Annotated in this window: 19 protein-coding genes and 1 tRNA gene; 15 read left to right on the plus strand and 5 right to left on the minus strand. The window is 40.6% G+C overall.

Annotated features, from left to right (window positions below):
* Nucleotides 1-352 precede the first annotated feature (352 nt).
* On the plus strand, nt 353-2,011 hold the full coding sequence (locus FVA72_RS01500; protein ID WP_004262657.1) for a putative transporter: 1,659 nt from the start codon (nt 353-355) through the stop codon (nt 2,009-2,011).
* A 332-nt stretch (nt 2,012-2,343) separates the two neighbouring features.
* Here FVA72_RS01500 and FVA72_RS01505 read toward each other — a convergent pair whose 3' ends face one another.
* Entirely contained in the window at nt 2,344-3,600 is a 1,257-nt protein-coding gene (locus FVA72_RS01505) for a valine--pyruvate transaminase (RefSeq protein ID WP_094960801.1), read from the minus strand.
* A 205-nt stretch (nt 3,601-3,805) separates the two neighbouring features.
* A complete protein-coding gene (locus FVA72_RS01510; protein WP_110592671.1) occupies nt 3,806-4,369 on the minus strand; it encodes a DNA-3-methyladenine glycosylase I in 564 nt (187 codons plus the stop codon).
* Between the two features lie 201 nt (nt 4,370-4,570).
* On the opposite strand from FVA72_RS01510, the gene glyQ reads away from it, so the two are divergent.
* From glyQ to FVA72_RS01565, 11 genes are all read left to right on the plus strand, one after another.
* Entirely contained in the window at nt 4,571-5,479 is a 909-nt protein-coding gene (gene glyQ, locus FVA72_RS01515; protein ID WP_004262647.1) for a glycine--tRNA ligase subunit alpha, read from the plus strand.
* Between the two features lie 9 nt (nt 5,480-5,488).
* Entirely contained in the window at nt 5,489-7,558 is a 2,070-nt protein-coding gene (gene glyS / locus FVA72_RS01520; protein ID WP_004262644.1) for a glycine--tRNA ligase subunit beta, read from the plus strand.
* Between the two features lie 220 nt (nt 7,559-7,778).
* Nucleotides 7,779-7,855 (plus strand) — tRNA-Pro (locus FVA72_RS01525).
* A 177-nt stretch (nt 7,856-8,032) separates the two neighbouring features.
* Nucleotides 8,033-9,619, plus strand: coding sequence for a ShlB/FhaC/HecB family hemolysin secretion/activation protein (locus FVA72_RS01530; protein ID WP_110592670.1), 1,587 nt, complete (start codon nt 8,033-8,035; stop codon nt 9,617-9,619).
* 619 nt (nt 9,620-10,238) lie between these two features.
* Nucleotides 10,239-11,846, plus strand: coding sequence for a dipeptide ABC transporter periplasmic-binding protein DppA (dppA, locus tag FVA72_RS01535; protein WP_004262639.1), 1,608 nt, complete (start codon nt 10,239-10,241; stop codon nt 11,844-11,846).
* A gap of 168 nt (nt 11,847-12,014) precedes the next feature.
* Nucleotides 12,015-13,034 carry a dipeptide ABC transporter permease DppB gene (dppB, locus tag FVA72_RS01540; protein ID WP_004262635.1) on the plus strand — a complete coding sequence of 340 codons (1,020 nt, stop codon included), beginning with the start codon at nt 12,015-12,017 and terminating at the stop codon, nt 13,032-13,034.
* A 10-nt stretch (nt 13,035-13,044) separates the two neighbouring features.
* A complete protein-coding gene (gene dppC / locus FVA72_RS01545) occupies nt 13,045-13,947 on the plus strand; it encodes a dipeptide ABC transporter permease DppC (protein WP_004262633.1) in 903 nt (300 codons plus the stop codon).
* A 12-nt stretch (nt 13,948-13,959) separates the two neighbouring features.
* Nucleotides 13,960-14,940, plus strand: coding sequence for a dipeptide ABC transporter ATP-binding protein (gene dppD, locus FVA72_RS01550; RefSeq protein ID WP_110592669.1), 981 nt, complete (start codon nt 13,960-13,962; stop codon nt 14,938-14,940).
* Complete coding sequence (gene dppF, locus FVA72_RS01555; RefSeq protein WP_004262626.1) at nt 14,937-15,941, plus strand: dipeptide ABC transporter ATP-binding subunit DppF; 1,005 nt, start codon at nt 14,937-14,939, stop codon at nt 15,939-15,941. The genes dppD and dppF overlap by 4 nt, the downstream gene beginning before the upstream one ends.
* 193 nt (nt 15,942-16,134) lie before the next feature.
* Complete coding sequence (locus FVA72_RS01560; protein ID WP_036958595.1) at nt 16,135-16,833, plus strand: HAMP domain-containing protein; 699 nt, start codon at nt 16,135-16,137, stop codon at nt 16,831-16,833.
* 169 nt (nt 16,834-17,002) lie between these two features.
* Nucleotides 17,003-18,499, plus strand: a complete 1,497-nt coding sequence (locus tag FVA72_RS01565; RefSeq protein WP_036958594.1) for an insulinase family protein — start codon at nt 17,003-17,005, stop codon at nt 18,497-18,499.
* Between the two features lie 66 nt (nt 18,500-18,565).
* Here the strand turns inward: FVA72_RS01565 and FVA72_RS01570 are convergent, their stop codons facing one another.
* The gene (locus tag FVA72_RS01570) at nt 18,566-19,564 is read right to left on the minus strand and encodes a serine hydrolase domain-containing protein (RefSeq protein ID WP_153673245.1); all 999 of its coding nucleotides are present in this window, start codon (nt 19,562-19,564) and stop codon (nt 18,566-18,568) included.
* 209 nt (nt 19,565-19,773) lie between these two features.
* On the opposite strand from FVA72_RS01570, the gene FVA72_RS01575 reads away from it, so the two are divergent.
* Entirely contained in the window at nt 19,774-20,835 is a 1,062-nt protein-coding gene (locus FVA72_RS01575; protein WP_094960796.1) for an NAD(P)H-dependent flavin oxidoreductase, read from the plus strand.
* Between the two features lie 46 nt (nt 20,836-20,881).
* Here the strand turns inward: FVA72_RS01575 and yhjD are convergent, their stop codons facing one another.
* Nucleotides 20,882-21,874 (minus strand): inner membrane protein YhjD, encoded by a 993-nt coding sequence (gene yhjD / locus FVA72_RS01580; protein WP_004262608.1) that lies wholly within the window; start codon nt 21,872-21,874, stop codon nt 20,882-20,884.
* A 204-nt stretch (nt 21,875-22,078) separates the two neighbouring features.
* Nucleotides 22,079-22,483: a DUF1090 domain-containing protein gene (locus FVA72_RS01585; RefSeq protein WP_036958592.1), complete on the minus strand. Its 405-nt coding sequence runs from the start codon at nt 22,481-22,483 to the stop codon at nt 22,079-22,081.
* Nucleotides 22,484-22,716: 233 nt separating this feature from the next.
* Here FVA72_RS01585 and FVA72_RS01590 point away from each other — a divergent pair, with 233 nt between their 5' ends.
* A complete protein-coding gene (locus FVA72_RS01590) occupies nt 22,717-23,559 on the plus strand; it encodes a 23S rRNA (adenine(2030)-N(6))-methyltransferase RlmJ (RefSeq protein WP_004262593.1) in 843 nt (280 codons plus the stop codon).
* Between the two features lie 138 nt (nt 23,560-23,697).
* A complete protein-coding gene (gorA, locus tag FVA72_RS01595) occupies nt 23,698-25,050 on the plus strand; it encodes a glutathione-disulfide reductase (protein WP_004266020.1) in 1,353 nt (450 codons plus the stop codon).
* The last annotated feature ends 30 nt before the right edge of the window (nt 25,051-25,080 follow it).

Below are 25,080 nucleotides of genomic sequence, written 5' to 3' on the forward strand. Positions count from 1 at the left end.
TTTACTTATAATAACTAAAAACAAGAAATTCACAATAATGGTGTCGTATTATTATTTTATTTAACCGTATGTATTTTTTTAGTTAATAGTTTACTTGTAGCTATTAACTAAAAATGTTTGTCTTAAGTAGCTATTTCTATGAATGATAAATAACGTTAAGAAATAAAGACATACTATTTTATATTTGTTATCAGGTTGAAAATTCTAAAAAAATAGATCATTTATTCCTTCTGAACTGTGCTCTATGGCACATATTACCCTCATGCTATTTGGCATAATCGATTCAGTAGTATGTTTTATCACCTATTTGGGTGTGTTTAACGGGTAACTTGTCGTCAAAAGGATGCGGTCTATGAGTGAATTAGCTCTTACTGTAAGTTTGTTGGCGTTAGCTGCTGCTTTAGGGCTATGGATTGGAAATTGGAAGATCCGGAGTGTTGGGCTAGGGATTGGTGGTGTTCTATTTGGGGGGATCATTGTTGGACACTTCGCCCAAAGTTATGGCTTGCAACTTAATAAAGACATGCTGCATTTTATTCAAGAATTTGGCTTGATACTGTTTGTATACACAATAGGTATTCAGGTTGGGCCTGGTTTTTTCTCTTCTCTACGCGTTTCAGGGCTGAAACTAAATGGCTTTGCGTTGATGGTCGTTGTCTTAGGCGCAGTGGTAACAGCAATCATATATAAAGTCGCGAATATTCCATTACCGATTATCTTAGGTATTTTCTCAGGGGCGGTAACGAATACGCCATCTTTAGGTGCTGGTCAGCAAATTTTAACTGACTTAGGATCTGACCCTAATCTTGTTGGCCAGATGGGGATGGGCTATGCCATGGCTTACCCTATGGGGATTTGTGGCATCTTATTGGTGATGTGGTTAGTACGCATTATCTTTAGAATTTCAGTAGAGAAAGAAGCTTCTGCATTTAATAGTTCCACTTTTCAACAGCGCGACTCTCTGCAGACTATGAACATTGCCATTCGTAACGCCAATCTTGATGGCTTAATGATGCAAGACATCCCACTGCTTGGTAGTGAAGCTATTGTTTGCTCAAGATTAAAACGTGGGGACATGCTGGTTGTTCCTCAGCCTACCACAGAAATTCATTTAGGTGACTTATTGCACGTTGTTGGTTTAAAAGATGATTTAAATAAAGTTCGTTTAATATTAGGTGAGGAAGTTGACGTATCCCTGTCGACATCAAGCTCTATTTTGCATTCCGTTCGTGTGGTGGTGACGAATGATGCCGTACTAAGTAAAAGGCTGAAAGACTTAAACTTAAAACAAAAATATGATGTTGTTGTGACACGATTAAACCGTACTGGTATTGATTTAGTTGCTAATAACAATTCGGTTTTACAATTTGGTGATATTTTAAATATTGTTGGACGTCCTGAGTCAATCGAAGCCGTCACCGCTTTGTTAGGTAATGCGAAACAGAAACTACAGCAAGTTCAAATGTTACCTGTATTCCTCGGGATAGGGCTTGGAGTTGTGCTGGGGTCAATACCCGTTTTTGTTCCTGGTTTTCCTGCCGCACTGAAACTAGGATTAGCGGGAGGGCCACTGGTTGTTGCTCTAATTCTCGGTCGTATAGGGACTATAGGGCGTTTATATTGGTTTATGCCTCCGAGTGCAAACTTAGCGCTGAGAGAACTGGGAATCGTCATGTTCCTCGCTGTTGTTGGGCTCAATTCTGGTGGTGGCTTCATTGATACTTTAATTAAAGGTGATGGGCTAACGTGGATTGGTTATGGGCTATTGATTACGTTTGTACCACTATTTATTACAGGTGTTGTAGCTCGAATTTTTGGCAAAATGAACTATTTGAGCCTTTGTGGGGTGCTAGCGGGCTCTATGACAGACCCTCCTGCACTGGCTTTTGCAAATAATATTCATGCGGCCAGCGGTGCTCCGGCATTGTCTTATGCAACGGTTTATCCATTAGCGATGTTTTTAAGAATTATTTCTCCACAATTGCTGGCTATTTTATTTTGGGCGGTTTAGCTAGATGTGATTGTTAAACCGATGAATAGCAGAAATTCTATTGAAATTTCTAAAATTATAGCTTTTTCAATATGATATTTGGATTTTGATGTTTGATGTATAAGGCAGTAATGAAAGGTATCACGATATATAGGGGCAAAAAGTGCTTTTGTTTAAGCAATAACCAAATAGAAAAGATGTTCTAATAGTTTTGAATGATATTCGTATTGAAAAGTTAATTTGATTTCAATTACGGAGTTCTCGCTAATTTTTAGCCCCTTCTATATGAAAGGGCTTTTTTTTTTACCTAAATATTGCAATAACAGGGCTAAAAGTACCTTGTCGTTTCACAACTAGCAGGTCACTTCTTGATAAGCTTTTTCAAGCTCTTCAGCTAATATCTTGATCCCTTGTTCAATTTTTTCTGGCTCAGGGACATAGTTCATACGCATACATTGATGCGCATGTGGCCAATCTTGTTCAATACCAGGAAAAAAGTAGTGACCCGGTACCATCAATACACCGCGTTTTTTTAAGCGTTGATATAGTTCTAAACAATTAATTGGTAAGTCTTTGAACCATAACCAAAGGAAAATAGCACCTTCAGGCTTATGAATTAGACACTTATCTTCTGGAATATAACGACGAATAATTTCGATGGCTTCTTCTACACGTTGCTTATAAAAAGGGCCAATTACATTTTTAGATAATGAAATAAGGTCATCTTTTTTAAGCATTTCTAAAGCAAGTGCAGGGCCTATACCACCAGGAGCAAGGCTGATGATGCCATTCATATTACTAACAGCTTCAATGATTTCTTCGTTAGCGATGATAATGCCGCATCGAGTTCCTGGTAAACCAAGTTTAGATAAACTCATACAAAGAATGACATTTTCGTTCCAAAATGGCGTAGCTTCGCTGAAAATAATGCCAGGGAAAGGAACACCATAAGCATTATCTATTAGTAGTGGAATATTATGTTGTTTAGCTAGTTGGTCTAAATGCTCAACTTCTTCATCAGTAATGACATTACCAGTCGGATTTGTTGGGCGAGACACACAAATCACACCAATATCATCAGTAACCTCTAATGTGTTGAAGTCGACTCGGTATTTAAATTGACCATTAGGTAAAAATTCAATTTGTGGCTTATTAGCAACGAATAAGCCATCATCAAGACCTGAGTCTGCATAACCGACATATTCAGGGGCAAGAGGAAATAGCACTTTACGGGTGATACCATCTTCAAAGCGACCGGCTAGCAAGTTAAATAGATAGAAAAAAGCACTCTGGCTGCCGTTAGATAGGGCAATATTTTTCGCGCTAATATTCCAACCTAGTTTTGCTTTTAGCGTTGCTGCAAGCGCTTTCAACATGGCATCTTTACCTTGAGGACCATCATAATTACATAAAGTGTCCGTCAATTGGCCATTAGCACACATCTCAGCTAACAGATCTTGGAAATACTTATCCATTTCAGGGATATGAGCAGGATTTCCTCCCCCTAACATAATGGAGCCAGGGGTTCTTATGCCTTCATTCAAGTCTTTCATTAATAATGAAATACCTGAATTTTTAGCAAATTTATTGCCAAATTTAGAAAATATCATCGCATTTATTCACATATATTTATTAGATTGTTAATGGAATTTAAAACATACTCCGCTGCACCTCAGAGTTCAACCACCAATTTCTATCTTTTATTAAGATAAAATATCAAGATGGATATATTTAACAGTCTAAAATGTTGCAATGTTAATGCTTTGGTGGTTTATTTTTCTTTTTACTCGATGAGTTACACCGATAAAAACTAATTTATTTAAATTGGCAACAATTCACTAAATGGTCATTTATCATGCCAGTTGCTTGCATAAAGGCGTAGCAAGTAATTGAGCCGACAAATTTAAACCCACGTTTTTTGAGCGCTTTGGAGAGAAGCTTAGAAAGTTCGGTTTCCGCAGGAACTTGTGATGAGAGCTCCCAACCGTTGATAATGGGTTGGCCATTAACAAATTGCCAAATAAAAGTGGAGAAGTCTTCACCATTTTCTTTCATGGCTAAATAAGCTTTTGCATTTGCAATAATTGCATTAATTTTTAATCGATTACGGATGATCCGAGTATCTTGCATGAGTCGCTCAATATCGTCTTCATTCATTGATGCAATTTTTTCAGGGTCGAAATGATGAAATAGATCACGATATCCTTGGCGTTTTTTTAAAATGGTGTACCAAGAGAGCCCGGCTTGTTGGCCTTCAAGGCAGATCATTTCAAATAATGTTAAGTTATCATAAGTGGGTTTACCCCATTCATGGTCGTGATAAGCGATATATTCAGGATCCTGATTGACCCAATGGCAACGTGTTAGTGTGGTATCCATTTTCATCCTTTTTACAATGGTAATTGGTTTGCTTCAAAAAACAAACTATTTATACTGTATAAATAACCAGCTTAAAAGGGGTGAAAGTATTTTTTTTTATTTTTAGAATAAATACAGACATATTCAATGCTGTATATCTTGCGGTCAAAGGGTATACTGGCGTACTTTCATTAAATTTTACGTATCGCGTGCGGATCTAACATGCAAAAGTTTGATACCAAAACCTTTCAAGGTCTTATCCTGACATTACAGGACTACTGGGCGCGTCAAGGCTGTACCATTGTTCAACCATTGGACATGGAAGTCGGCGCTGGAACTTCTCACCCAATGACGTGTTTGCGTGCATTAGGCCCTGAGCCTATTGCAGCGGCTTATGTTCAACCATCTCGCCGACCAACTGATGGTCGCTATGGTGAAAACCCAAACCGTCTACAACACTATTACCAGTTTCAGGTGATCATCAAGCCATCACCAGACAATATCCAAGAGTTATACCTTGGTTCTTTAAAAGAATTAGGTGTTGACCCAACAGTTCACGACATTCGTTTTGTTGAAGATAACTGGGAAAACCCAACATTAGGTGCCTGGGGATTAGGCTGGGAAGTGTGGCTTAATGGTATGGAAGTTACTCAGTTCACTTACTTCCAGCAGGTCGGTGGTCTTGAGTGTAAACCAGTAACAGGTGAAATTACATACGGTTTAGAGCGCTTAGCGATGTATATCCAAGGCGTGGACAGCGTGTATGACCTTGTTTGGTGTGATGGCCCATTGGGTAAAACCACTTATGGTGATATCTATCATCAAAACGAAGTTGAGCAATCAACCTATAACTTTGAATACGCAAATGTTGATTTTCTTTTCAAATGCTTTGAAGAGTACGAAAAAGAAGCTCAACACTTGCTGGCTTTGGAAACGCCACTTCCACTACCTGCATACGAACGTATCTTGAAAGCGGCCCATACTTTCAACTTACTCGATGCACGTAAAGCCATTTCTGTTACTGAACGCCAGCGCTATATCTTACGTATTCGTACCCTAACCAAAGGGGTTGCAGAAGCGTATTATGCTTCTCGTGAAGCGCTTGGATTCCCTATGTGTCATAAGAACTAAGAGGCTGTCATGACTCAACAGACTTTCCTTGTGGAAATCGGCACCGAAGAGTTACCGCCGAAGGCTCTTCGTTCATTAGCTGAATCATTTGCTGCAAATTTTACGGCTGAACTTGATGGGGCAGATATTGCTCATGGTGCAGTAACGTGGTTTGCTGCTCCTCGCCGGTTAGCACTTAAAGTCGCTGATTTAGCGGCTTCACAGCCAGACCGTGAAATTGAAAAACGCGGCCCTGCTATCTCTCAAGCATTCGGTCCAGATGGCCAACCAACTAAAGCCGCTGAAGGCTGGGCTCGCGGGTGTGGTATTACCGTTGATCAAGCTGAGCGTTTGACCACGGATAAAGGCGAGTGGCTACTCTATCGTGCCCAAATGAAAGGGCAGGCAGTCAGTGAATTACTGGCTGATATGGTTAGCCGTGCATTGGCCAAATTACCTATACCTAAATTAATGCGTTGGGCAGATAAGGACACACAATTTGTTCGCCCTGTGCACACGGTAACATTGTTACTGGGTAGTGATGTTATTGATGGCGAAATTTTAGGTATTAAGAGCGGGCGCACAATTCGTGGTCACCGTTTCATGGGTGAATCTGAATTTACTATTGATAATGCGGAACAATATCCAGCCATTTTACGTGAACGCGGTAAAGTCATGGCGGATTACGCAGAACGTAAAGCGGTTATTAAAGCAGATGCGGAAAAAGCGGCTCAGGCTCTTGGTGGCCAAGCTGACTTAACAGATAGTTTGCTTGAAGAAGTGACTTCATTGGTTGAATGGCCAGTCGTTTTAACAGCTAAATTTGAAGAGAAATTCTTAGATGTTCCTTCAGAAGCGCTAGTTTATACCATGAAAGGGGACCAAAAATATTTCCCAGTTTATGATAAGACGGGCAAGTTAATGCCTAATTTTATCTTTGTGGCAAATATTGAGTCTTCTGATCCTCAGCAAATTATTTCAGGTAACGAAAAAGTTGTACGTCCGCGTTTAGCCGATGCCGAATTTTTCTTTAAAACTGACCGTAAACAACGTTTGGAAGATAACTTACCACGCTTAGAAACTGTATTGTTCCAAAAACAATTAGGTACACTGCGTGATAAAACTGACCGTTTAGAAGCATTAGCTGGCTGGATTGCAAACAAAATTGGTGCAGATGTAAACCATGCGACACGAGCTGGTTTATTAGCAAAATGTGACTTAATGACTAATATGGTGTTTGAATTCACAGACACTCAAGGCGTTATGGGAATGCATTATGCACGCCATGATGGTGAGTCAGAAGACGTTGCATTAGCTTTAAAAGAGCAGTACCAACCGCGTTTTTCTGGAGATGCACTTCCATCGACTGATGTTTCAGCCGCATTAGCATTGGCTGAAAAAATGGATACGCTTGCTGGTATTTTTGGTATTGGCCAACATCCTAAAGGCGATAAAGACCCATTCGCTTTGCGCCGTGCTGCATTAGGTGTCTTACGCATCATCGTAGAAAAAGGCTACCAGCTTGATCTTGTTGAAATGACAGAAGAAGCAGCTCGTTTATACGGTGATAAATTAACCAATAAAAATGTGGTTAATGACGTTGTCGAGTTCATGCTTGGTCGTTTCCGTTCTTGGTATCAAGAATTAGGCTATAGTATTGATACCATCCAAGCGGTATTAGCTCGTCATCCAACACAACCTGCTGACTTTGATGCACGAGTGAAAGCCGTTACTCACTTCCGTTCATTAGAAGAGGCGCAGGCACTTGCAGCGGCAAATAAACGTGTTTCCAATATTCTGAGCAAATCAGAAGAAAAATTGGCTGATAACGTTTTAGCTTCTGTTCTAAAAACACCTGAAGAAGTCAAACTTGCGACCCATGTTGTGGTATTGCAAGATAAACTTGCGCCAATGTTTGCAGAAAGGAATTATCAAGAGGCTTTAGTTGAATTAGCTTCTTTACGCGATATCGTGGATGAATTCTTTGCAAATGTTATGGTAATGGATGAAGACCAAGCGGTTCGTATTAATCGTTTGACGCTATTAAGCCAATTACGTGAGTTGTTCTTAAAAGTAGCGGATATTTCTTTGCTTCAATAGCCTTAAAAATAGGTTATTAGCTTGTAGTTAACGTTATTTTTATAAACGCTAACCTGTTTGATAAATAAGCACTAAAATATTCTAGTGCTTATTTTTTACTTAAAATAAGGTAATTTGCATATAAGCCTTACTGTTTTGGTGGTTTTATCAGCAAACGAACAGAATTGGCGAAAAATGGGTTGACGATCTCCGTTCTTGGCAGTATTATTCACACCGTTTTCGGCGAGTAGCGCAGCTTGGTAGCGCAACTGGTTTGGGACCAGTGGGTCGGAGGTTCGAATCCTCTCTCGCCGACCAAATTTTAGAACCCATCTCATTGAGGTGGGTTTTTTCGTTTATATCCCTTCCTATTTTTCACCCCAACTATTTCAGACTAACTTGGCTTGCACTCAATAACCTATCTCTGTTGATATATAAGCTGATTCACTCATGTTGTTTTAGGTAAAAACGCTTTTTCATTACAAGGACTCGTTAATGAAAGTTAATAACGTTTTATCGATACATCTTTGTTTCTTCTTATTAAGTCTTTATACCGTTATTGGCTTTAAAGCTTATAGCGCGCCTATAGCGCCTCCAAATGGTATTGTTGAGATGCCATCTACTTGTATTATGATAAACCAAGTACATTTCATTGGGCTTGAGCAGATTAAGGAAATAGCTGTTAGCCAAGTCAATAAATGGCGGCAAAAGATAGAGGGCCAATGTATTGATGAACAAGGCTTACTCAACTATGCAGATGATATTACGGCGAAGTTAATTCATGCAGGCTATCTGACCTCTTACTTGTATTACCCTGAGCAAACTTTTCTGTTTGGTATTTTGCAAGCAAAAATAATAGCAGGAACGGTTTCTTCTGTGGTTTATCAAAATGAGCAGTCAGAAGATAAATTACTACCACACATATTTCCTTTCCAGTTAGGTGATACGCTTAATTTACGGCAAATTGAACAAGGCTTGTACAATTTGCAAAATACATCTTTACTTCCTTTCCATATCAAACTAATTCCTGATGATAGCTATGGGAATGCTACTCAAATTGTCGTGGTAGGCCAGCACCGACGCGAATTCCAAGGTGCGCTTTCTTTTGAATCACACTCAATTTCTCGGCAAGTCGGTAGCACTGTTGGCCATACTTTTATGGTCGCCAATCCTTTTTTACGAAGTGATTTTTTATATTCAGAAATCAGCCGCCAATTTAGTAACACAGAAGAAACTGAAATTAAATCAGCAATATTGTTTTACTCTCTCCCTTATCAATATTGGTTGTTTTCAATATTTAGTGGGTATCAGGAAAATAAAACAGTTATTACCAGTAATGATGCCGCTTTACCACTACAGCAGCATAACGGCTTCTTATTACTACAAGCCGAATATTTATTAAAACGAACAGAAAAAACGGTAACTTCATTAAGTCTAGGGTCTGAAAGCCAAAAAAGTGACATGTTTTTGGCTGACCTACACTTACGAACACAACAACGCTTGGCTCATTACATCATTGGTGGGTTAACTCATCAGGTCAATTTTCTACGGGGAAGTGCTTTAGTTACATTAACGTATAAACAAGGAACTAACTGGTTTGGTACCAATGTACAGCAAATTACGGGTTTAAATAAGCCACAGGTTTTACAGATTTCGGCTTCAGCAATGAAGGAAGCCTCCCCTTTTCAATATCAAAGCCAATTTGATATGCAATTAAGTCGTGACAAGCTAGATGTTTTATTAGACCAAGGATCACTTACTGGATTTGGAGGTGTTAGTGGTTTTATCGGTGGAGCTGAGCACCTTGAAATGGGGGATAATAGCTTAAAGCTACAAAACGAGGTGGTCTGGCAGAGCCCATGGCCGCAAATGGCTTTATATACCTCGTTAGGTTTAGGAACAACATCAAATGATAGAGCCACATTTTGGAAAGAAAACCTATTGCTGGGAGGGAGAGTCGGAGCTAAAGGCCAAATTGGGAGTTTGTCATATCATTTATTTGTAGAAGCGCCAGTTTGGCAAACTGACCGACTACTGGCAAATTCAATGAGTTCGAGCCTTCAAATGAAATTTCATTATTAATTAAATCATAGGGTTAAAGCTGGTGATTGTATCTATTTAAAATGACCTAGGTAATATTAGGCAATTGTAGTTTTTATCATCAGTATTAAAGCATATTCTGTACTTTGGAAAATAAGAATACAAACTACAGCCAGTATTATTTTATTCTTTAAGTTATCAATTGGTTAAAATTATGTTTAGTGAAAGCAGTTGAATGTTTTTTATTTGCATAAAAAACAAACTAAATAATTACATACTAAAATAATTTCCACATCGATTCTCTCTAGTGTTTTATTTCGTATCATGCCAACAAAAGCACTATATTCGTTCAGTAATTCAGCACTTAATCACAAATATAAAAATAAATAACCTCGATATAAAACCCTATTCACTACTAATTATATGGTTATAACACCTGCATCTTGCACTTCATTATGAAATTTTAAGCTAAATTGCAATGCTAATTGTTTCTAATATGTTACATGAATTGTGGGTGGAGCGTAAATGTGGCTATTGACGAAGTGAGTGACAGTTGATTAATTGCACAATGAATAACAAAAAATACAGATACTACATCTGTCGCTTTTATGACGGATCTAGACATCAAGCAAAACAACATGAACACCATAGGAGCATACAGATGCGCTCTATTAAAAAGACAGGTCTACTGACTGTAGGACTTACATTGGCAGCATTAGCAGTATCAGCAACAGTACAGGCAAAAACGTTAGTTTACTGTTCTGAAGGTTCTCCAGAAGGCTTTAACCCACAGTTGTTCACATCAGGAACAACCTATGATGCAAGCTCTATCCCGCTGTATAACCGTTTAGTTGAATTCAAATTAGGAACAACGGAAATTGAACCGGGTTTAGCGGAAAGCTGGGAAGTGAGTGATGATGGTAAAGAGTACACTTTCCATCTACGTAAGGGTGTCAAATGGCACTCTAACAAAGAATTTAAACCGACCCGTGATCTTAACGCAGATGATGTGATTTATACATTTATGCGCCAAAAAGATGCAAATCACCCATATCATAAAGTTTCAGGCGGTAGCTACGAATACTTTATGGGAATGGATATGGATAAAATTATCGATAAAGTTGAAAAAGTCGATGATAACACAGTAAAAATCACATTAACTCGCCCAGAATCACCATTCTTAGCTGATATGGCAATGGACTTTGCATCGATTCTTTCTGCTGAATATGCAGACCAGATGTTGAAAGCGGGTACGCCAGAGAAAGTGGACTTAAACCCAATTGGAACGGGCCCATTTGTTCTGCAACAATACCAAAAAGACTCTCGTATTCTTTATAAAGCCAATGACCAATATTGGGGTACAAAACCTAAACTTGACCGTTTAGTCTTCTCTATCACACCAGATGCTTCCGTTCGTTATGCAAAACTGCAAAAAAATGAATGCCAAGTCATGCCATATCCAAATCCGGCTGATTTAGAGCGCATGAAGCAAGATAAAGACATTACATTAATGGAGCAACCAGGCCTAAACGTCGGCTATCTCTCTTATAATGTTGAGAAAAAACCATTAGATAATCAAAAGGTTCGCCAAGCACTGTCTATGGCGGTGAACAAAGATGCAATTATCGAAGCGGTTTATCAAGGTGCAGGCCAAAAAGCGAAAAACCTTATCCCACCGACAATGTGGGGCTATAACGATGCGGTAAACGATTACGAATATAATCCTGAAAAAGCCAAAGCCTTATTAGCAGAAGCGGGTTTCCCGAATGGTTTTGAAATTGACCTGTGGGCTATGCCTGTTCAACGACCATATAACCCAAATGCACGCCGTATGGCGGAAATGATCCAAGCAGACTGGGCAAAAGTTGGCGTTAAATCAAAAGTTGTTAGCTACGAATGGGGAGAGTACCTCAAACGTGCGAAAGATGGTGAGCCACAAACAGTAATGATGGGTTGGACGGGTGACAATGGGGACCCTGATAACTTCTTTGCAACCTTGTTTAGCTGTGCAGCAAAAGAGCAAGGTTCTAATTACTCAAAATGGTGTAATGAAAGCTTTGAGAACTTGATCCAACCAGCGCGCCAAACAGCAGATCACGACAAGCGAGTCGAACTGTACAAACAAGCGCAAGTTGTGATGAATGAGCAGGCGCCAGCCCTGATTATCGCGCACTCTACAGTGTTTGAACCCGTACGTAAAGAAGTCAAAGGCTATGTGGTTGACCCATTAGGCAAGCACCACTTCGAAAACGTCGATATTGAGAAGTAATCGTATCTAATCTGTCTATGCCCTTCGTTGCTGGTTTAGAGCGGAGGGCGTTTTCTTCTCTAGAAGAAGCAGAGAAGTTAAGTTGTTTGTGAGCACCCGGAAAAGCAATTTTCTGAGTAGCCAAACGGACTAAGAGCCGTCAACGGCATTATTAAAGAGATTCAGGATATGTTGCAATTTATCCTCCGACGATTGGGGCTTGTGATCCCCACGTTTATCGGTATTACATTATTGACTTTTGCCTTTGTCCACATGATCCCAGGCGACCCGGTGATGATCATGGCCGGTGAAAGGGGACTATCCCCTGAAAGGCATGCTTATTTAATGGCAGAGTTAGGGCTTGATCAGCCACTTTGGAAACAATATCTTCATTATATCAATGGGATATTTCATGGTGATTTAGGGATTTCCTTAAAAAGTCGCATCGGTGTATGGGAAGAGTTTTTGCCCCGTTTTTTAGCGACAGTGGAATTGGCAACTTGTGCCATGATTTTTGCAATTTCTGTAGGGATCCCAGTTGGGGTTTTAGCCGCAGTAAAACGTGGTTCAATCTTTGACCATACTGCGATTGGCCTTTCTTTAACAGGCTACTCAATGCCTATCTTCTGGTGGGGGATCATGCTCATCATGTTAGTGTCGGTGCAATTAGACCTCACCCCTGTTGCAGGACGAGTGAGTGACACTGTTTTTCTTGATGATTCCCAGCCTCTGACCGGTTTTATGCTAATTGATACCCTAATTTGGGGTGAAGATGGCGATTTTATTGATGCGGTAGAGCACTTGATATTGCCTTCCATTGTTTTGGGTACGATCCCATTAGCCGTTATTGTGCGTATGACTCGCTCGTCAATGTTGGAAGTATTGGGAGAGGATTATATTCGTACTGCACGTGCTAAAGGTCTTGGCCGCGCTCGCGTAATTTTAATTCACGCACTACGTAATGCATTATTACCCGTTGTTACGGTAATTGGCTTGCAGGTTGGGGTGATGTTAGCAGGGGCTATCTTGACAGAAACTATTTTCTCATGGCCTGGGTTAGGGCGTTGGTTAATCGAAGGGCTACAGCGTCGTGATTACCCTGTGGTACAAGGGGGAGTTCTGCTGGTTGCTACACTGATTATCTTCGTAAACTTAGTGGTCGACGTGCTGTATGGCATTGTAAACCCACGTATTCGTCATAAGAAATAAGGAGCGCTAAATGTCTCAATCTACTGAGCCAACCGTTGTCAGCGCCCCACAGCCGATGACACCATTACAAGAATTTTGGCATTATTTTAAACGTAACAAAGGAGCAGTTGTCGGGATGTTCTACATTATCCTGATGGTACTGATTGCAATTTTTGCAGGTATATTAGCTCCACATGCTCCAGATGAACAATTTCGTGATTTCTTACTTGCTCCGCCAGTTTGGGAAGATGGGGGAAGTTGGCAGTTTATTTTAGGCACTGATGATGTTGGGCGTGATTTACTCTCTCGTTTAATGTATGGCGCCCGCCTGTCACTGCTAGTTGGTTGTTTAGTGGTTGTGCTGTCGTTAATCATGGGGGTCACTATTGGTGTGATCGCTGGCTATTTTGGTGGTGTCGTTGACGCATTAATTATGCGAGTTGTCGATATCATGTTGGCATTGCCAAGTTTGTTATTAGCTTTGGTACTGGTCGCCATTTTTGGACCTTCGATTGTTAATGCCTCGATTGCTTTGACGTTTGTTGCATTACCTCACTATATTCGATTAACACGAGCGGCTGTTTTAGTGGAAGTCAACCGTGACTATGTGACGGCTTCTCGTGTTGCGGGTGCAGGGGCAGTACGCCAAATGTTCGTGAATATTTTGCCTAACTGTTTGGCACCATTGATTGTACAGGCCTCTTTAGGTTTTTCGAATGCCATTTTAGACATGGCTGCTTTGGGTTTCCTCGGAATGGGCGCGCAGCCACCAACTCCTGAGTGGGGAACGATGCTGTCTGATGTGCTGCAATTTGCACAAAGCGCATGGTGGGTTGTGACTTTCCCTGGACTGGCAATTTTATTGACGGTGCTTGCGTTTAACCTAATGGGTGATGGGTTACGTGATGCATTTGATCCAAAACTCAAGCAGTGATGAGGTAACCAAATGGCATTGTTAAATGTAGAACAACTTTCGGTTCATTTCGGAGACGAAAAGGCACCGTTTCGCGCCGTTGACCGCATCAGCTATAGCGTTGATAAAGGCCAAGTCGTTGGTATTGTAGGGGAATCTGGTTCAGGTAAATCAGTGAGTTCACTGGCTATTATGGGGTTAATTGATTACCCCGGAAAAGTGATGGCGAATTCATTGCAATTTGATGGGCGAGATTTACTGTCAATCCCTGAAAAAGAGCGCCGGCAAATCGTTGGTGCCGATGTGGCGATGATTTTCCAAGACCCGATGACTAGTTTAAACCCATGTTTTACGGTGGGTTATCAGATTATGGAAGCATTGAAAGTCCACCAAGGCGGCAGCAAAAGTACGCGTAAGCAACGGGCAGTTGACCTGCTAGACATGGTGGGTATCCCTGACCCACAATCACGTTTAGATGTGTATCCTCACCAATTGTCAGGGGGAATGAGCCAGCGTGTGATGATTGCTATGGCAATAGCATGCCGGCCTAAACTATTGATTGCGGATGAGCCGACAACGGCATTAGATGTTACTATTCAAGCCCAAATTATTGAATTATTGTTGGAATTGCAGCAACAAGAAAATATGGCATTAGTGCTTATCACGCATGACCTCGCTTTAGTGGCAGAAGCTGCGCATCATATTATTGTGATGTATGCGGGGCAGGTGGTGGAGTCCGCCAAAGCAAGTGATATTTTTAAACATCCTCGCCATCCTTATACACAAGCGCTATTACGTGCCTTGCCGGAATTTGCGACGAATAAATCCCGTTTAGCCTCACTTCCTGGTGTGGTCCCCGGAAAATACGATAGGCCTGTAGGGTGTTTATTGAACCCACGTTGTCCGTATGCAACGGAGAAATGCCGTCAAGAAGAGCCAATGTTACAAACCGTTGGTGATCGCCAAGTCAAATGCCATATGCCGCTGGATGATATGGGGAGGCCAACATTATGAGTGATAAACAACACACTCCATTGCTCAAAGCGGTGGATTTGAAAAAATATTATTCCGTCAAAAGAGGGGTTTTTGCTGCTGAAAAAACCTTAAAAGCATTGGATGGAGTCTCTTTTGAGCTAGAACGAGGTAAAACACTGGCCGTGGTTGGGGAGTCGGGGTGTGGTAAATCGACATTAGGTCGTTTATTAACCATGATTGAGCAACCTTCTGAGGGCGAGTTGTATTACCAAGACCAAAACTTGTTAGTAAAAGATAAGTCTGCAGAGAAACTGCGTCGCCAAAAAATCCAAATTGTGTTTCAAAACCCTTATGGCTCTTTGAATCCACGTAAAAAGGTGGGGCAAATTTTGGAAGAGCCGTTATTGATTAATACTTCACTGTCGAAAGAGCAGCGCAAGGAAAAAGTATTATCGATGATGGCTAAAGTGGGTTTAAAAACAGAGCACTATAGCCGATATCCTCACATGTTTTCTGGTGGTCAACGCCAGCGTATCGCGATAGCACGTGGTTTAATGCTTGACCCTGACATTGTGGTTGCAGATGAACCCGTTTCCGCACTGGATGTTTCTGTTCGTGCTCAAGTATTAAATCTGATGATGGATTTACAGCAAGATTTAGGTTTGTCTTATGTCTTTATTTCACATGATTTATCGGTGGTAGAGCATATTGCTGATGAAGTCATGGTGATGTATTTAGGCCGCTGTGTGGAGAAAGGAACAAAAGAGCAGATTTTTAATAACCCTCTTCACCCTTATACTCAAGCGTTATTATCAGCGACACCAAGGTTGAACCCAGACGCTCGGCGCGAACGTATTAAGTTAACGGGAGAGTTACCAAGTCCTTTAAACCCACCACCGGGGTGCGCATTTGCAGCGCGTTGCCGTAGAGCATTTGGTCAGTGTACTCAATTTCAACCAACATTGAAGGAATATAACCAACAGTTAGTTGCGTGTTTTGCAGTTGATGAAGATGAAAAACAAACGGTTGTCGTGAGTTAAGGAGTGAAACGGTGGAAAGGCTAACTTTCTGCCGTCTTTTATTCTAGTGCCACTTTAAGCCGCTTTAACATGCTGTTTGTCCTAAATACCCAATCTTTCTTTTTAAGCTACTCTTTTACGGATAAAATCAAGTATACTGACTGATGTTTCCGTTTTCTTTAAAAAGCTGCTTGATTAGAAAGGTTGTGGCCAAATGAATACCCGAGTCCAACGCTCACTAACATTAAAAAGTATGGTCGTATTCTTTATGATTACGCTACTATCACTTGCGCTTTTTTTAGCTATTCAATTCAGTTACTTAGTTGAACAACGTAAGCAAGATTATTTAGACCAGCTCAGTAACGCTGTAGTGCAAATTCAAAAACCATTAACAGATTCCCTCCTAAGCTCCGACCTTAATGAAGTTAAACGGCTGCTGATAAGCTTAAAGACATCAGGCATTATGGGAAACGCGATTATTACTGTTGATGGCACAACGGTAATGAACCTAAGCTTTGCAACGCCGAAGCCGATACCCAATTGGGTTACCCATTTTGTGGGGATCCCTGTCGAAATGACCGTACCATTGTATGCGTATGGAAATGTTGTGTTGCAAGCGAAGCCTCAAGGGTATTTAACATTACAAGTGGATCCTAACCGTGTTTATCGGTTTGCGCTAAATACCCTTGCTTTGATGACAACAACTTATTTATTGTTGGTACTCATTATTGCTATTGGAATGACGTGGTGTGTCAGTCGTATGATAATAAGGCCGCTACGTAAAATTGCAATTGAATTACAGACAAATTCTGAAGTTAATCAAATTGTTGTGTCTGAATATCATCGTGACGATGAGCTCGGTTTACTTGCAAAAGGGTATAACCGTCAAAGAAAACAGCAAAAATCAGATTAAGTCATGAACATGAACTCAGCTTTATGGTCTAATATCGTTATAGTGGTAACAATGAAAAATGGAATAAAGCCAAACTATATCGTTTAACCCGATAAGTTCACGTTTTTCGTTAATTTATCTGTTGCTATTTGCGGTTAAATATAAAGATATAAAACACATAGGGGTTTACATGCAGGGCTTGAAAGTTCGGTATATCATTGGTGTTGTATTATTCTCAGTCGCGCATTTAGCGGGAGCTGAGCCTTTACAACCTGATCCAGCATGGCAGCAAGGGAAGCTAGAAAATGGCTTTAGCTGGCAATTATTACAAACACCGCAACGTCCTAATGATCGTATCCAGCTTAGGTTAGCAATTAAAACAGGCTCATTAACAGAAAAAGCGAGCGAGAAAGGGTACAGTTACCTCATTCCTAAAATGGCGTTGCTTCATCAAACTGAAGCATTTCCAACAGCAACATTACAAGATTTCTGGCGTCAGGCCACAGACCCTGACATGCCAATTCCACCCGCTGTTGTTTCTTATGACTACACCATTTATAGCTTAAGTTTACCGAATAATCGCCCGGACTTAATTAAGCAAGCACTCAGCTGGTTAGCAACTTCTGTTGCAGGAGCTGAGTATACAGAAACGACATTACATAATGGTTTGACAGCACAAAATGTCCCAGTTGCAACACTTCCTTTAAATGCCAATGATCCCGTTTGGCGAGCGCGTTTAAAGGGGTCGACGATGATGGGGTATGACCCAGGCCAAAAACCGAATGATGTTGTAGCTCTTGATAGTGTGAATTCTTTTTATCAAAAATGGTACACACCGGACGTCATGACATTGTATGTAGCGGGCCATGTTGATTCTCGAATGTTATCTGATTCAATTTCACAAACTTTCTCATCATTAGAAGGTAGGCGCTCTGAACCTGTTTCTGTTGCAGTACTATCGGCGGTAAAACCACAATCTATTGATATTTTACAGGAACAGCCTGCACAGGATACGCTTTCATTAATTTGGGATATTGATTGGCTCCCCATTAAAGACTCAAATGTTTTACTGCGTTATTGGTCGAGCGATTTAGCACGTGAAGCGGTTTATCGTTCTTTGCAAAAAGCGTTCAATCAAAAATTTAATCAAGGAGAAGTTGTTCCGGGGTTAGATTGTCGTGTGCAATATCAGAAAGCCAGTTGTACGTTAACGGTGACAGCGGCACCTGAAAAAATGGCAGCGGTAACGGATATTGTTGCGAGTGAGCTTGCATCGATTAACCAAAATGGTATTGCTGCTGAGCTATTTGACGATATGCTTAAAGAAAAACAAGTGCAGTTATCGCAACTATTTGCAGCCTATGCGCGTACGAGTACTGATGTTTTGATTAGCCAACGTTTGATTTCTCAACAAAATGGGGTGGTTGACATTGCTCCTGAACAATACCAGCGGTTAAGGCAATCTTTCTTGGCGTCACAAAGCCTTGAACAGGTGAATATGGAAGCCCGTCGGTTATTATCTCAAGAGGCAGCGTTTGTATTAGCGCAGCCAAAAGATAAACAAATGATGGATGCAGAACAAATTCGCCAGAAATTTACCAAGGTGTTATGGCCCCAAATTGCTGCGCCAGTACCAACAGAAGCGGCTCCCGCTGCACCAGCAGAAGAAAACCACACCTCACAATAAGCATGAAAAGATAGATATATGAAAAGATAGTCATTGAATGATTCAGTGGCTACCTTTTCATTAATGTTATTGGCTTAATAGCGATTCAATAACGCGAATTAGAGTCTCTCGCGACTCTCTGTCATCAACAAATCCTGCCGCACTGATTTTTGCTTCTGGTGCGTAATAGGCTACAGATCCCCAAAAGCCTAAATGGGAATACAGGGTGATACCATTGACCACATTCACCATAATGCCTAATCGGTAAAGTTCTGCACCTTCGTGAGAACCCATACTTAGCATAGTCTCTAGCGTATTTGGTGATGAAAAAATATTTCCCTCAAACAGCGCTTCTAGAAATATCGCCATTTGTTTCGAGGACATAACTAAACCCCCACCGCCATAGGTATCCATGGAAGCATGAATATGTGTTCCATCCAATTTACCTAAATATTGACGAGCCCGTGGTGCTGCTATTTGCGGCGGTTGTTCTAATGACTCCCAATATGCGCTCTCGAGACCAATAGAATCGAAATGCAAAAGCTCCCTAACAGCTAGGCCAAGAGATTGCCCCGTAATCCGTTCAATAATATTACCGAGCAAAATATAACCCGTATCTGAGTAGATAAAGGATTTTGCAGGCGAAAACGTTGGAAATTGTTTACGCATGTACATTTCGATTTGTTCTGTTCGGCTCCAAACATAGTTAGGTTGTTTGAGAACGGCTTTTAGATAGTCTCCATCTGCATGGTCTAGCAGGCCACTACTGTGCTCCAGTAAATGGCGGATAGTGATAGCGTGAGTGTTATATTGGGTACTGAGTAGCGTATTATATTGAGGGTCAATATATTCAGATATTGCATCATCAATACTGAGTTTTTCCATTTCAGCAAGACGTAAAATTGCAGCTGCGGTAAATGTCTTTGTATTACTGGCAATTCGTAGTGGTGTATCAACAGTAAGAGGCCTACCTTCAATATCCATTCCTCTAGCACAGAAGGCACCCACGCTATTTTTGGTCTGATTATGATAGTAAAGGACGACGCCACAAGTTAAATTTTCGAGCTGTTGAATAGAGGTAGTCATAATAATCTCATTATTGAATGATTAAGATGAGGATATATGGCATCTTAATCATATCTATACGATCCCTGCACGCTTTAAATGCGCTTAAAGTGACAATATGGCGACGACACAATGGCAAGTGTTTTTTCTTTTTATATAAATTTGGTGCTATGTTTATCCTCAATATAAGAACATAAAATGTACCCAGACATTGAAGTAAAGGAAATAACATGAATAGCTCGAATATATTTCTACAACGGTTAGGTTTGCGTTATCCCATTATACAAGCCCCAATGGCGGGAGTTTCTACTCCGGCGCTAGCCGCTGCGGTTTCAGAAGCTGGAGGGCTTGGCTCACTAGGCCTAGGCGCAAATTCAGTAGAACAAGCTCGCCAATTGATTACTCAAACACAAGCACTGACAAGTAAAGCATTCAATGTCAATTTATTCTGCCATTTACCTGCGAAACGTCATCCTGATAATGAACTGGCATGGAGCCAGTATTTAGCGCCTTATTTCGCTCAATTTAATGAGACTCCTCCTACCTATCTCAATGAAATTTATCACACTTTTTTAGATAACTCAGAAATGTTATCTATGTTACTTGAAACAAAACCTGCGGTAGTGAGTTTTCATTTTAATATTCCATCCATCGAGGTGGTACAGCAATTGAAACAACATGGTATTTATACCATGGCGACGGCAACGAATTTACAAGAAGCACAACAAATTGAATTGGCTGGAATTGATGCTGTTGTTGCACAAGGTATTGAAGCGGGAGGGCATCGAGGCATGTTTGATTTGCAAGTTTTAGATGAAGAACTCACCACTTATGAATTAGTGACGTTAATCTCTCAACATATTGATTTACCTGTGATTGCTGCGGGTGGCATAATGGATGGGCAAGATATCAATAGGGCTTTAGAGTGCGGTGCTGCTGCCGCTCAATTAGGCACAGCATTTTTACTTTGCCCTGAATCTGCCGCGAACGCAGGCTATCGAGCTAAGATCAAATTGCAAACAGCGGATCACACTCAACTAACTTCTGCAATTTCAGGGCGCCCAGCGAGAGGGATTATTAATCAATTTATTCGAGCAGGTAACGGCTATGAGACAAGTCAATTACCTGATTATCCATTGGTTTATGATATTGGTAAGCAGCTCAATGCAGCAGCAATGAAGTTAGGTAGTGATGAGTTTGCGGCATATTGGGCGGGGCAGAATGTGGCGAAAGCTCGTGAGATGTCTGCGTCTTTATTGGTTAGAACGTTGGCAGAAGAAATGAAACGCTAGTTTTAAACAGTGGTAGGGCGGTTTGTCTTACCGCCCCAGTAAGTTGTTATTTAATTATTTCGTTATCCAATGAACCTTTTGGCTCATCAGTCGCTATCCAAGCTGCACAAAATAAGGTTAAACGCGCAAAGAAGTAAAAGAATGCCATTAGGCCAAGCACTGAACCAAACGCGGCTCCAGAAGGTGACGAGGCAAGGTTAGGTAAAATCCATGTCATAATGGATTTAATGATTTCAAACCCAATAGCAGCAAGTAATGTTCCTTTAAATAGTGACCTGCGGCGATGCTGCATACGCGGTAGGATCCAAAAAATCCATAAAAATAGTAGGAAATTAGCTGTAATTGATATTGTTAAACCAATCAGTGTCCAAGCAGGTTTAAGCCATTCTATACCATCTAACCCAAGCGTACTGACAATCGTTGCTTGTGCAGAGCCAGCAACAGAGGTAAGTGTAATTGTCACAATTAAGGCAATAAGTAGGCCAATTAAGGCAAAGAAGTCGCGAATGTAGCGGAAAATAATATTTTCATGTTCATCTTCATTACGTTCCCATACAGAACGTGATTGTGCCAAAATAGCTAAACGTAAGTTATTAACCCAATTAACCCCTGAGTACACGGCTAAAGCCAACCCTGTCAGCCCAACTGTCGTACGTTGGCGGATTGCGGTGTCTATTGTTCTTTCTAATGTATTTGCGAGCGTAGGGTCAGTAATATTTGCAGAAATTCCACGAACTAATTTTTCAAGCAATTCAGGATTACTGGCTAATACAAAACCTGCAGCGGCGAATGAAAACATTAAAACGGGAATTAAAGAGAGAAAGGAGAAATAGGTAATTGCAGCCCCAAACTGGTTCCCCATTCGGTCATTAAAACGTTGCACGGTACGAATGATGTGAGCAATAAAAGGAATTGCACAAATAAAGTTCACAACTCGCATTGAGAAGGTCACTGCTTTTTTACTGCCATCAATACTTTTATTCAGTGTCGCTTTCAGTTTATTAGTATCTTTCTGTTCTTCTTCCTGCGTATTCGACATTTAATCCCCTTTTCCCGCAACTAAAAGTTGTCTGACTTTTCGACCTATTTAATGCCTATAAATGAATGATATGCATAATACTATAGCTTAAATTGGACAATAACTTCATCCCAATGACTGTTTTAAGAGACAAATAGTCATTGGAACGTTTGTTTAAAGTCAAAGCAACTGGTTAATTAATCAGAGGAAAAGGGGCGTTAGAAATTAAAGCGCATCTTTATAAACTTGCAGTTCAGCTTGGGCTTCTTTTAATTCTGCTTGAGCTTCCGCGAGTTTTCTTTCACGTTTTTTAATTTTACTACTGTCATCGCCTTTTAATTTTTCTTCCTGCAGCTCAGCTTCGCGTTCCTGCACCTTTTCTGTTTTCTCAGCTACATCTTTTTGACTATCACGATATAAAGATTCTGGAGTGCAATAACGATTCACATTATCTAATGCTTCTTCTAAGCCTTTAACTCGATGCTGATTACCATGTTGTTTTGCGTAATCAATTTGTTCTTGAATGCGTTGTTTCTTTATTTCGCAGCCATTTTGTGTTTTTGCTGCCATTACTGATGCGCTAGCAAAAAAGGAAATACAAATACTAGTTGTAAGGAGTAGTTTATTCATCATTTACCTCTGTTTATTTTAAAATTTGTGTTTAGGATAGCGTTTTATTTCTTTTCAGTCATGTGAATTTTAACACAGCTATGGTTATGACATTTGTAGTCAATTTTAGCTATAATGACGCGGATGAATAAATCCGGTCTATTTTTTGTTCAAAAGGGCTATCTTTAAAGAACCTATTTAATAATAGTCATCTTAGTGGCTAGTATTGAATTTCCTCAGGAAACAAACGTTACATGTTAAGTTATCGTCACAGCTTTCACGCAGGCAACCATGCTGATGTGTTAAAACACACAGTACAGAGCTTGATCATTGAATCTCTGAAAGAGAAAGAAAAACCGTTTCTGTATTTAGATACACATTCAGGTGCTGGCCGTTATCAATTAACGGGGGAACATGCAGAAAAAACAGGTGAATATCTTGAAGGGATTGCGCGTATTTGGGAGCAACCTGATTTGCCTGAGGAATTATTGCCGTATATGAATATTGTGCGCCAATTGAATGATAATGGGCGTTTACGCTATTACCCGGGTTCACCATTATTAGCAAAATATTTATTACGTGAACACGATAAGCTGGTATTAACTGAACTACATTCGAGCGATTATCCATTATTACGTACAGAATTTTCACGGGATAACCGCGCGCAAGTTTTCAAGGAAGACGGCTATCAACAGCTAAAATCGAAATTACCCCCACAGAGTCGACGTGGCTTTGCGCTGATGGACCCTCCTTATGAGATGAAGACGGATTATGAAGCGGTCGTGAAAGGGGTGGTGGAAGGCTATAAACGCTTTGCAACAGGAACATATGCAATTTGGTATCCTGTTGTATTACGTCAACAAATTAAGCGTATGGTCAATCAATTAGAAGCAACAGGCATTCGTAAAATATTACAAATTGAATTGGCGGTACGTCCTGATAGCGACCAACGTGGGATGACGGCATCCGGTATGATAGTGATCAACCCACCTTGGAAACTTGAGCAGCAAATGAAGAATGTGCTGCCATGGTTACATAAAACACTCGTCCCAGAAGGCACTGGGCATACGTTAGTTGAGTGGATTGTGCCAGAGTAAACTGTATTTTTGATAGGTAATACCGATTAAATTAACAGGTGTTATCTATCGTAAAGCGCTATTTATGCCATGACAATCAATAGCATGATGCGAGAAAATGCATTCATAAATCATTCAATCAATGGGAATAACCAAATTATGAGCAAACATTACGACTATATCGCAATTGGTGGCGGAAGCGGTGGTATTGCGTCGATGAACCGTGCAGCAATGTATGGGCAAAAATGTGCCTTAATTGAGGCGAAAGCATTAGGTGGGACTTGTGTTAACGTGGGCTGCGTACCGAAAAAGGTGATGTGGCATGCGGCACAAATCTCGGAAGCTATTCGCAATTATGGCCCTGATTATGGTTTTGATGCGACAATTAATCGTTTTGATTGGAAAACACTTATTGATAGTCGTACTGCTTATATTGACCGAATTCACCAGTCTTATGACCGTGTCTTAGGGAATAATAAAGTTGATGTCATCAATGGTTTTGCACGTTTTATTGATGCCCATACTGTTGAGGTAAATGGTGAAACCTACACGGCAGACCATATTTTGATTGCAACTGGCGGGCGTCCAGTGATCCCTGCTATCCCAGGTGCAGAATATGGCATGACTTCTGATGGCTTCTTTGAACTTGAAGCATTGCCAAAACGTGTTGCGGTTGTGGGTGCCGGTTATATTGCCGTTGAACTTGCTGGTGTATTAAATGGTTTAGGCGCAGAGGCGCATTTATTTGTGCGTAAACATGCCCCGTTACGTTCATTTGACCCACTGATTGTCGAAACATTAGTGGAAGTCATGAATACGGAAGGCCCTAAACTGCATACGGAATCAATTCCAAAAGAAGTCGTGAAAAATGCAGATGGTTCACTGACATTAAAATTGGAAAATGGCCAAGAACAAACCGTCGATGCATTAATTTGGGCTATTGGTCGTGAACCAATGACAGATAACCTGAATATTGAAGCCACAGGCGTCGCACTGAATGAAAAAGGTTATATCAAGGTTGATAAATACCAAAATACCAATGTACCGGGTGTCTATGCGGTTGGTGATAACACTGGCGCGGTTGAGTTAACTCCTGTAGCGGTTGCGGCTGGTCGTCGTTTATCTGAACGTTTATTTAATAATAAACCGGATGAACACTTAGATTACAGTAATATCCCAACAGTGGTGTTCTCACACCCTCCAATTGGTACTGTCGGTTTAACTGAACCAGAAGCGATTGAAAAATATGGTGCTGATAAAGTGAAATGTTATAAATCATCTTTCACTGCAATGTATACCGCCGTCACTTCACACCGTCAACCTTGCCGTATGAAATTAGTTTGTGTTGGTGAAGATGAAAAAATCGTTGGCATCCATGGTATTGGTTTCGGAATGGATGAAATCCTACAAGGTTTTGCGGTTGCATTAAAAATGGGTGCAACCAAAAAAGACTTTGATAATACGGTGGCTATTCACCCAACAGCGGCAGAAGAATTTGTGACAATGCGTTAAGCATGGGTTATCTAAAATTAAAAGCTAAGT

It is taken from the genome of Providencia sp. PROV061 (genome assembly GCF_011045655.1).
GTDB lineage: Bacteria > Pseudomonadota > Gammaproteobacteria > Enterobacterales > Enterobacteriaceae > Providencia > Providencia hangzhouensis.

Bases quoted from the DNA above. Each gene is read 5' to 3' on its own strand.
- yhjD (WP_004262608.1), bottom strand. From the start codon at position 21,874: ATGTCGAATACGCAGGAAGAAGAACAGAAAGATACTAATAAACTGAAA.
- glyQ (WP_004262647.1), top strand. From the start codon at position 4,571: ATGCAAAAGTTTGATACCAAAACCTTTCAAGGTCTTATCCTGACATTA.
- FVA72_RS01565 (WP_036958594.1), top strand. From the start codon at position 17,003: ATGCAGGGCTTGAAAGTTCGGTATATCATTGGTGTTGTATTATTCTCA.
- dppF (WP_004262626.1), top strand. From the start codon at position 14,937: ATGAGTGATAAACAACACACTCCATTGCTCAAAGCGGTGGATTTGAAA.
- FVA72_RS01575 (WP_094960796.1), top strand. From the start codon at position 19,774: ATGAATAGCTCGAATATATTTCTACAACGGTTAGGTTTGCGTTATCCC.
- FVA72_RS01570 (WP_153673245.1), bottom strand. From the start codon at position 19,564: ATGACTACCTCTATTCAACAGCTCGAAAATTTAACTTGTGGCGTCGTC.
- FVA72_RS01585 (WP_036958592.1), bottom strand. From the start codon at position 22,483: ATGAATAAACTACTCCTTACAACTAGTATTTGTATTTCCTTTTTTGCT.
- gorA (WP_004266020.1), top strand. From the start codon at position 23,698: ATGAGCAAACATTACGACTATATCGCAATTGGTGGCGGAAGCGGTGGT.
- glyS (WP_004262644.1), top strand. From the start codon at position 5,489: ATGACTCAACAGACTTTCCTTGTGGAAATCGGCACCGAAGAGTTACCG.
- FVA72_RS01530 (WP_110592670.1), top strand. From the start codon at position 8,033: ATGAAAGTTAATAACGTTTTATCGATACATCTTTGTTTCTTCTTATTA.
- dppD (WP_110592669.1), top strand. From the start codon at position 13,960: ATGGCATTGTTAAATGTAGAACAACTTTCGGTTCATTTCGGAGACGAA.
- FVA72_RS01560 (WP_036958595.1), top strand. From the start codon at position 16,135: ATGAATACCCGAGTCCAACGCTCACTAACATTAAAAAGTATGGTCGTA.
- dppA (WP_004262639.1), top strand. From the start codon at position 10,239: ATGCGCTCTATTAAAAAGACAGGTCTACTGACTGTAGGACTTACATTG.
- dppC (WP_004262633.1), top strand. From the start codon at position 13,045: ATGTCTCAATCTACTGAGCCAACCGTTGTCAGCGCCCCACAGCCGATG.
- FVA72_RS01500 (WP_004262657.1), top strand. From the start codon at position 353: ATGAGTGAATTAGCTCTTACTGTAAGTTTGTTGGCGTTAGCTGCTGCT.
- FVA72_RS01510 (WP_110592671.1), bottom strand. From the start codon at position 4,369: ATGGATACCACACTAACACGTTGCCATTGGGTCAATCAGGATCCTGAA.
- dppB (WP_004262635.1), top strand. From the start codon at position 12,015: ATGTTGCAATTTATCCTCCGACGATTGGGGCTTGTGATCCCCACGTTT.
- FVA72_RS01590 (WP_004262593.1), top strand. From the start codon at position 22,717: ATGTTAAGTTATCGTCACAGCTTTCACGCAGGCAACCATGCTGATGTG.
- FVA72_RS01505 (WP_094960801.1), bottom strand. From the start codon at position 3,600: ATGATATTTTCTAAATTTGGCAATAAATTTGCTAAAAATTCAGGTATT.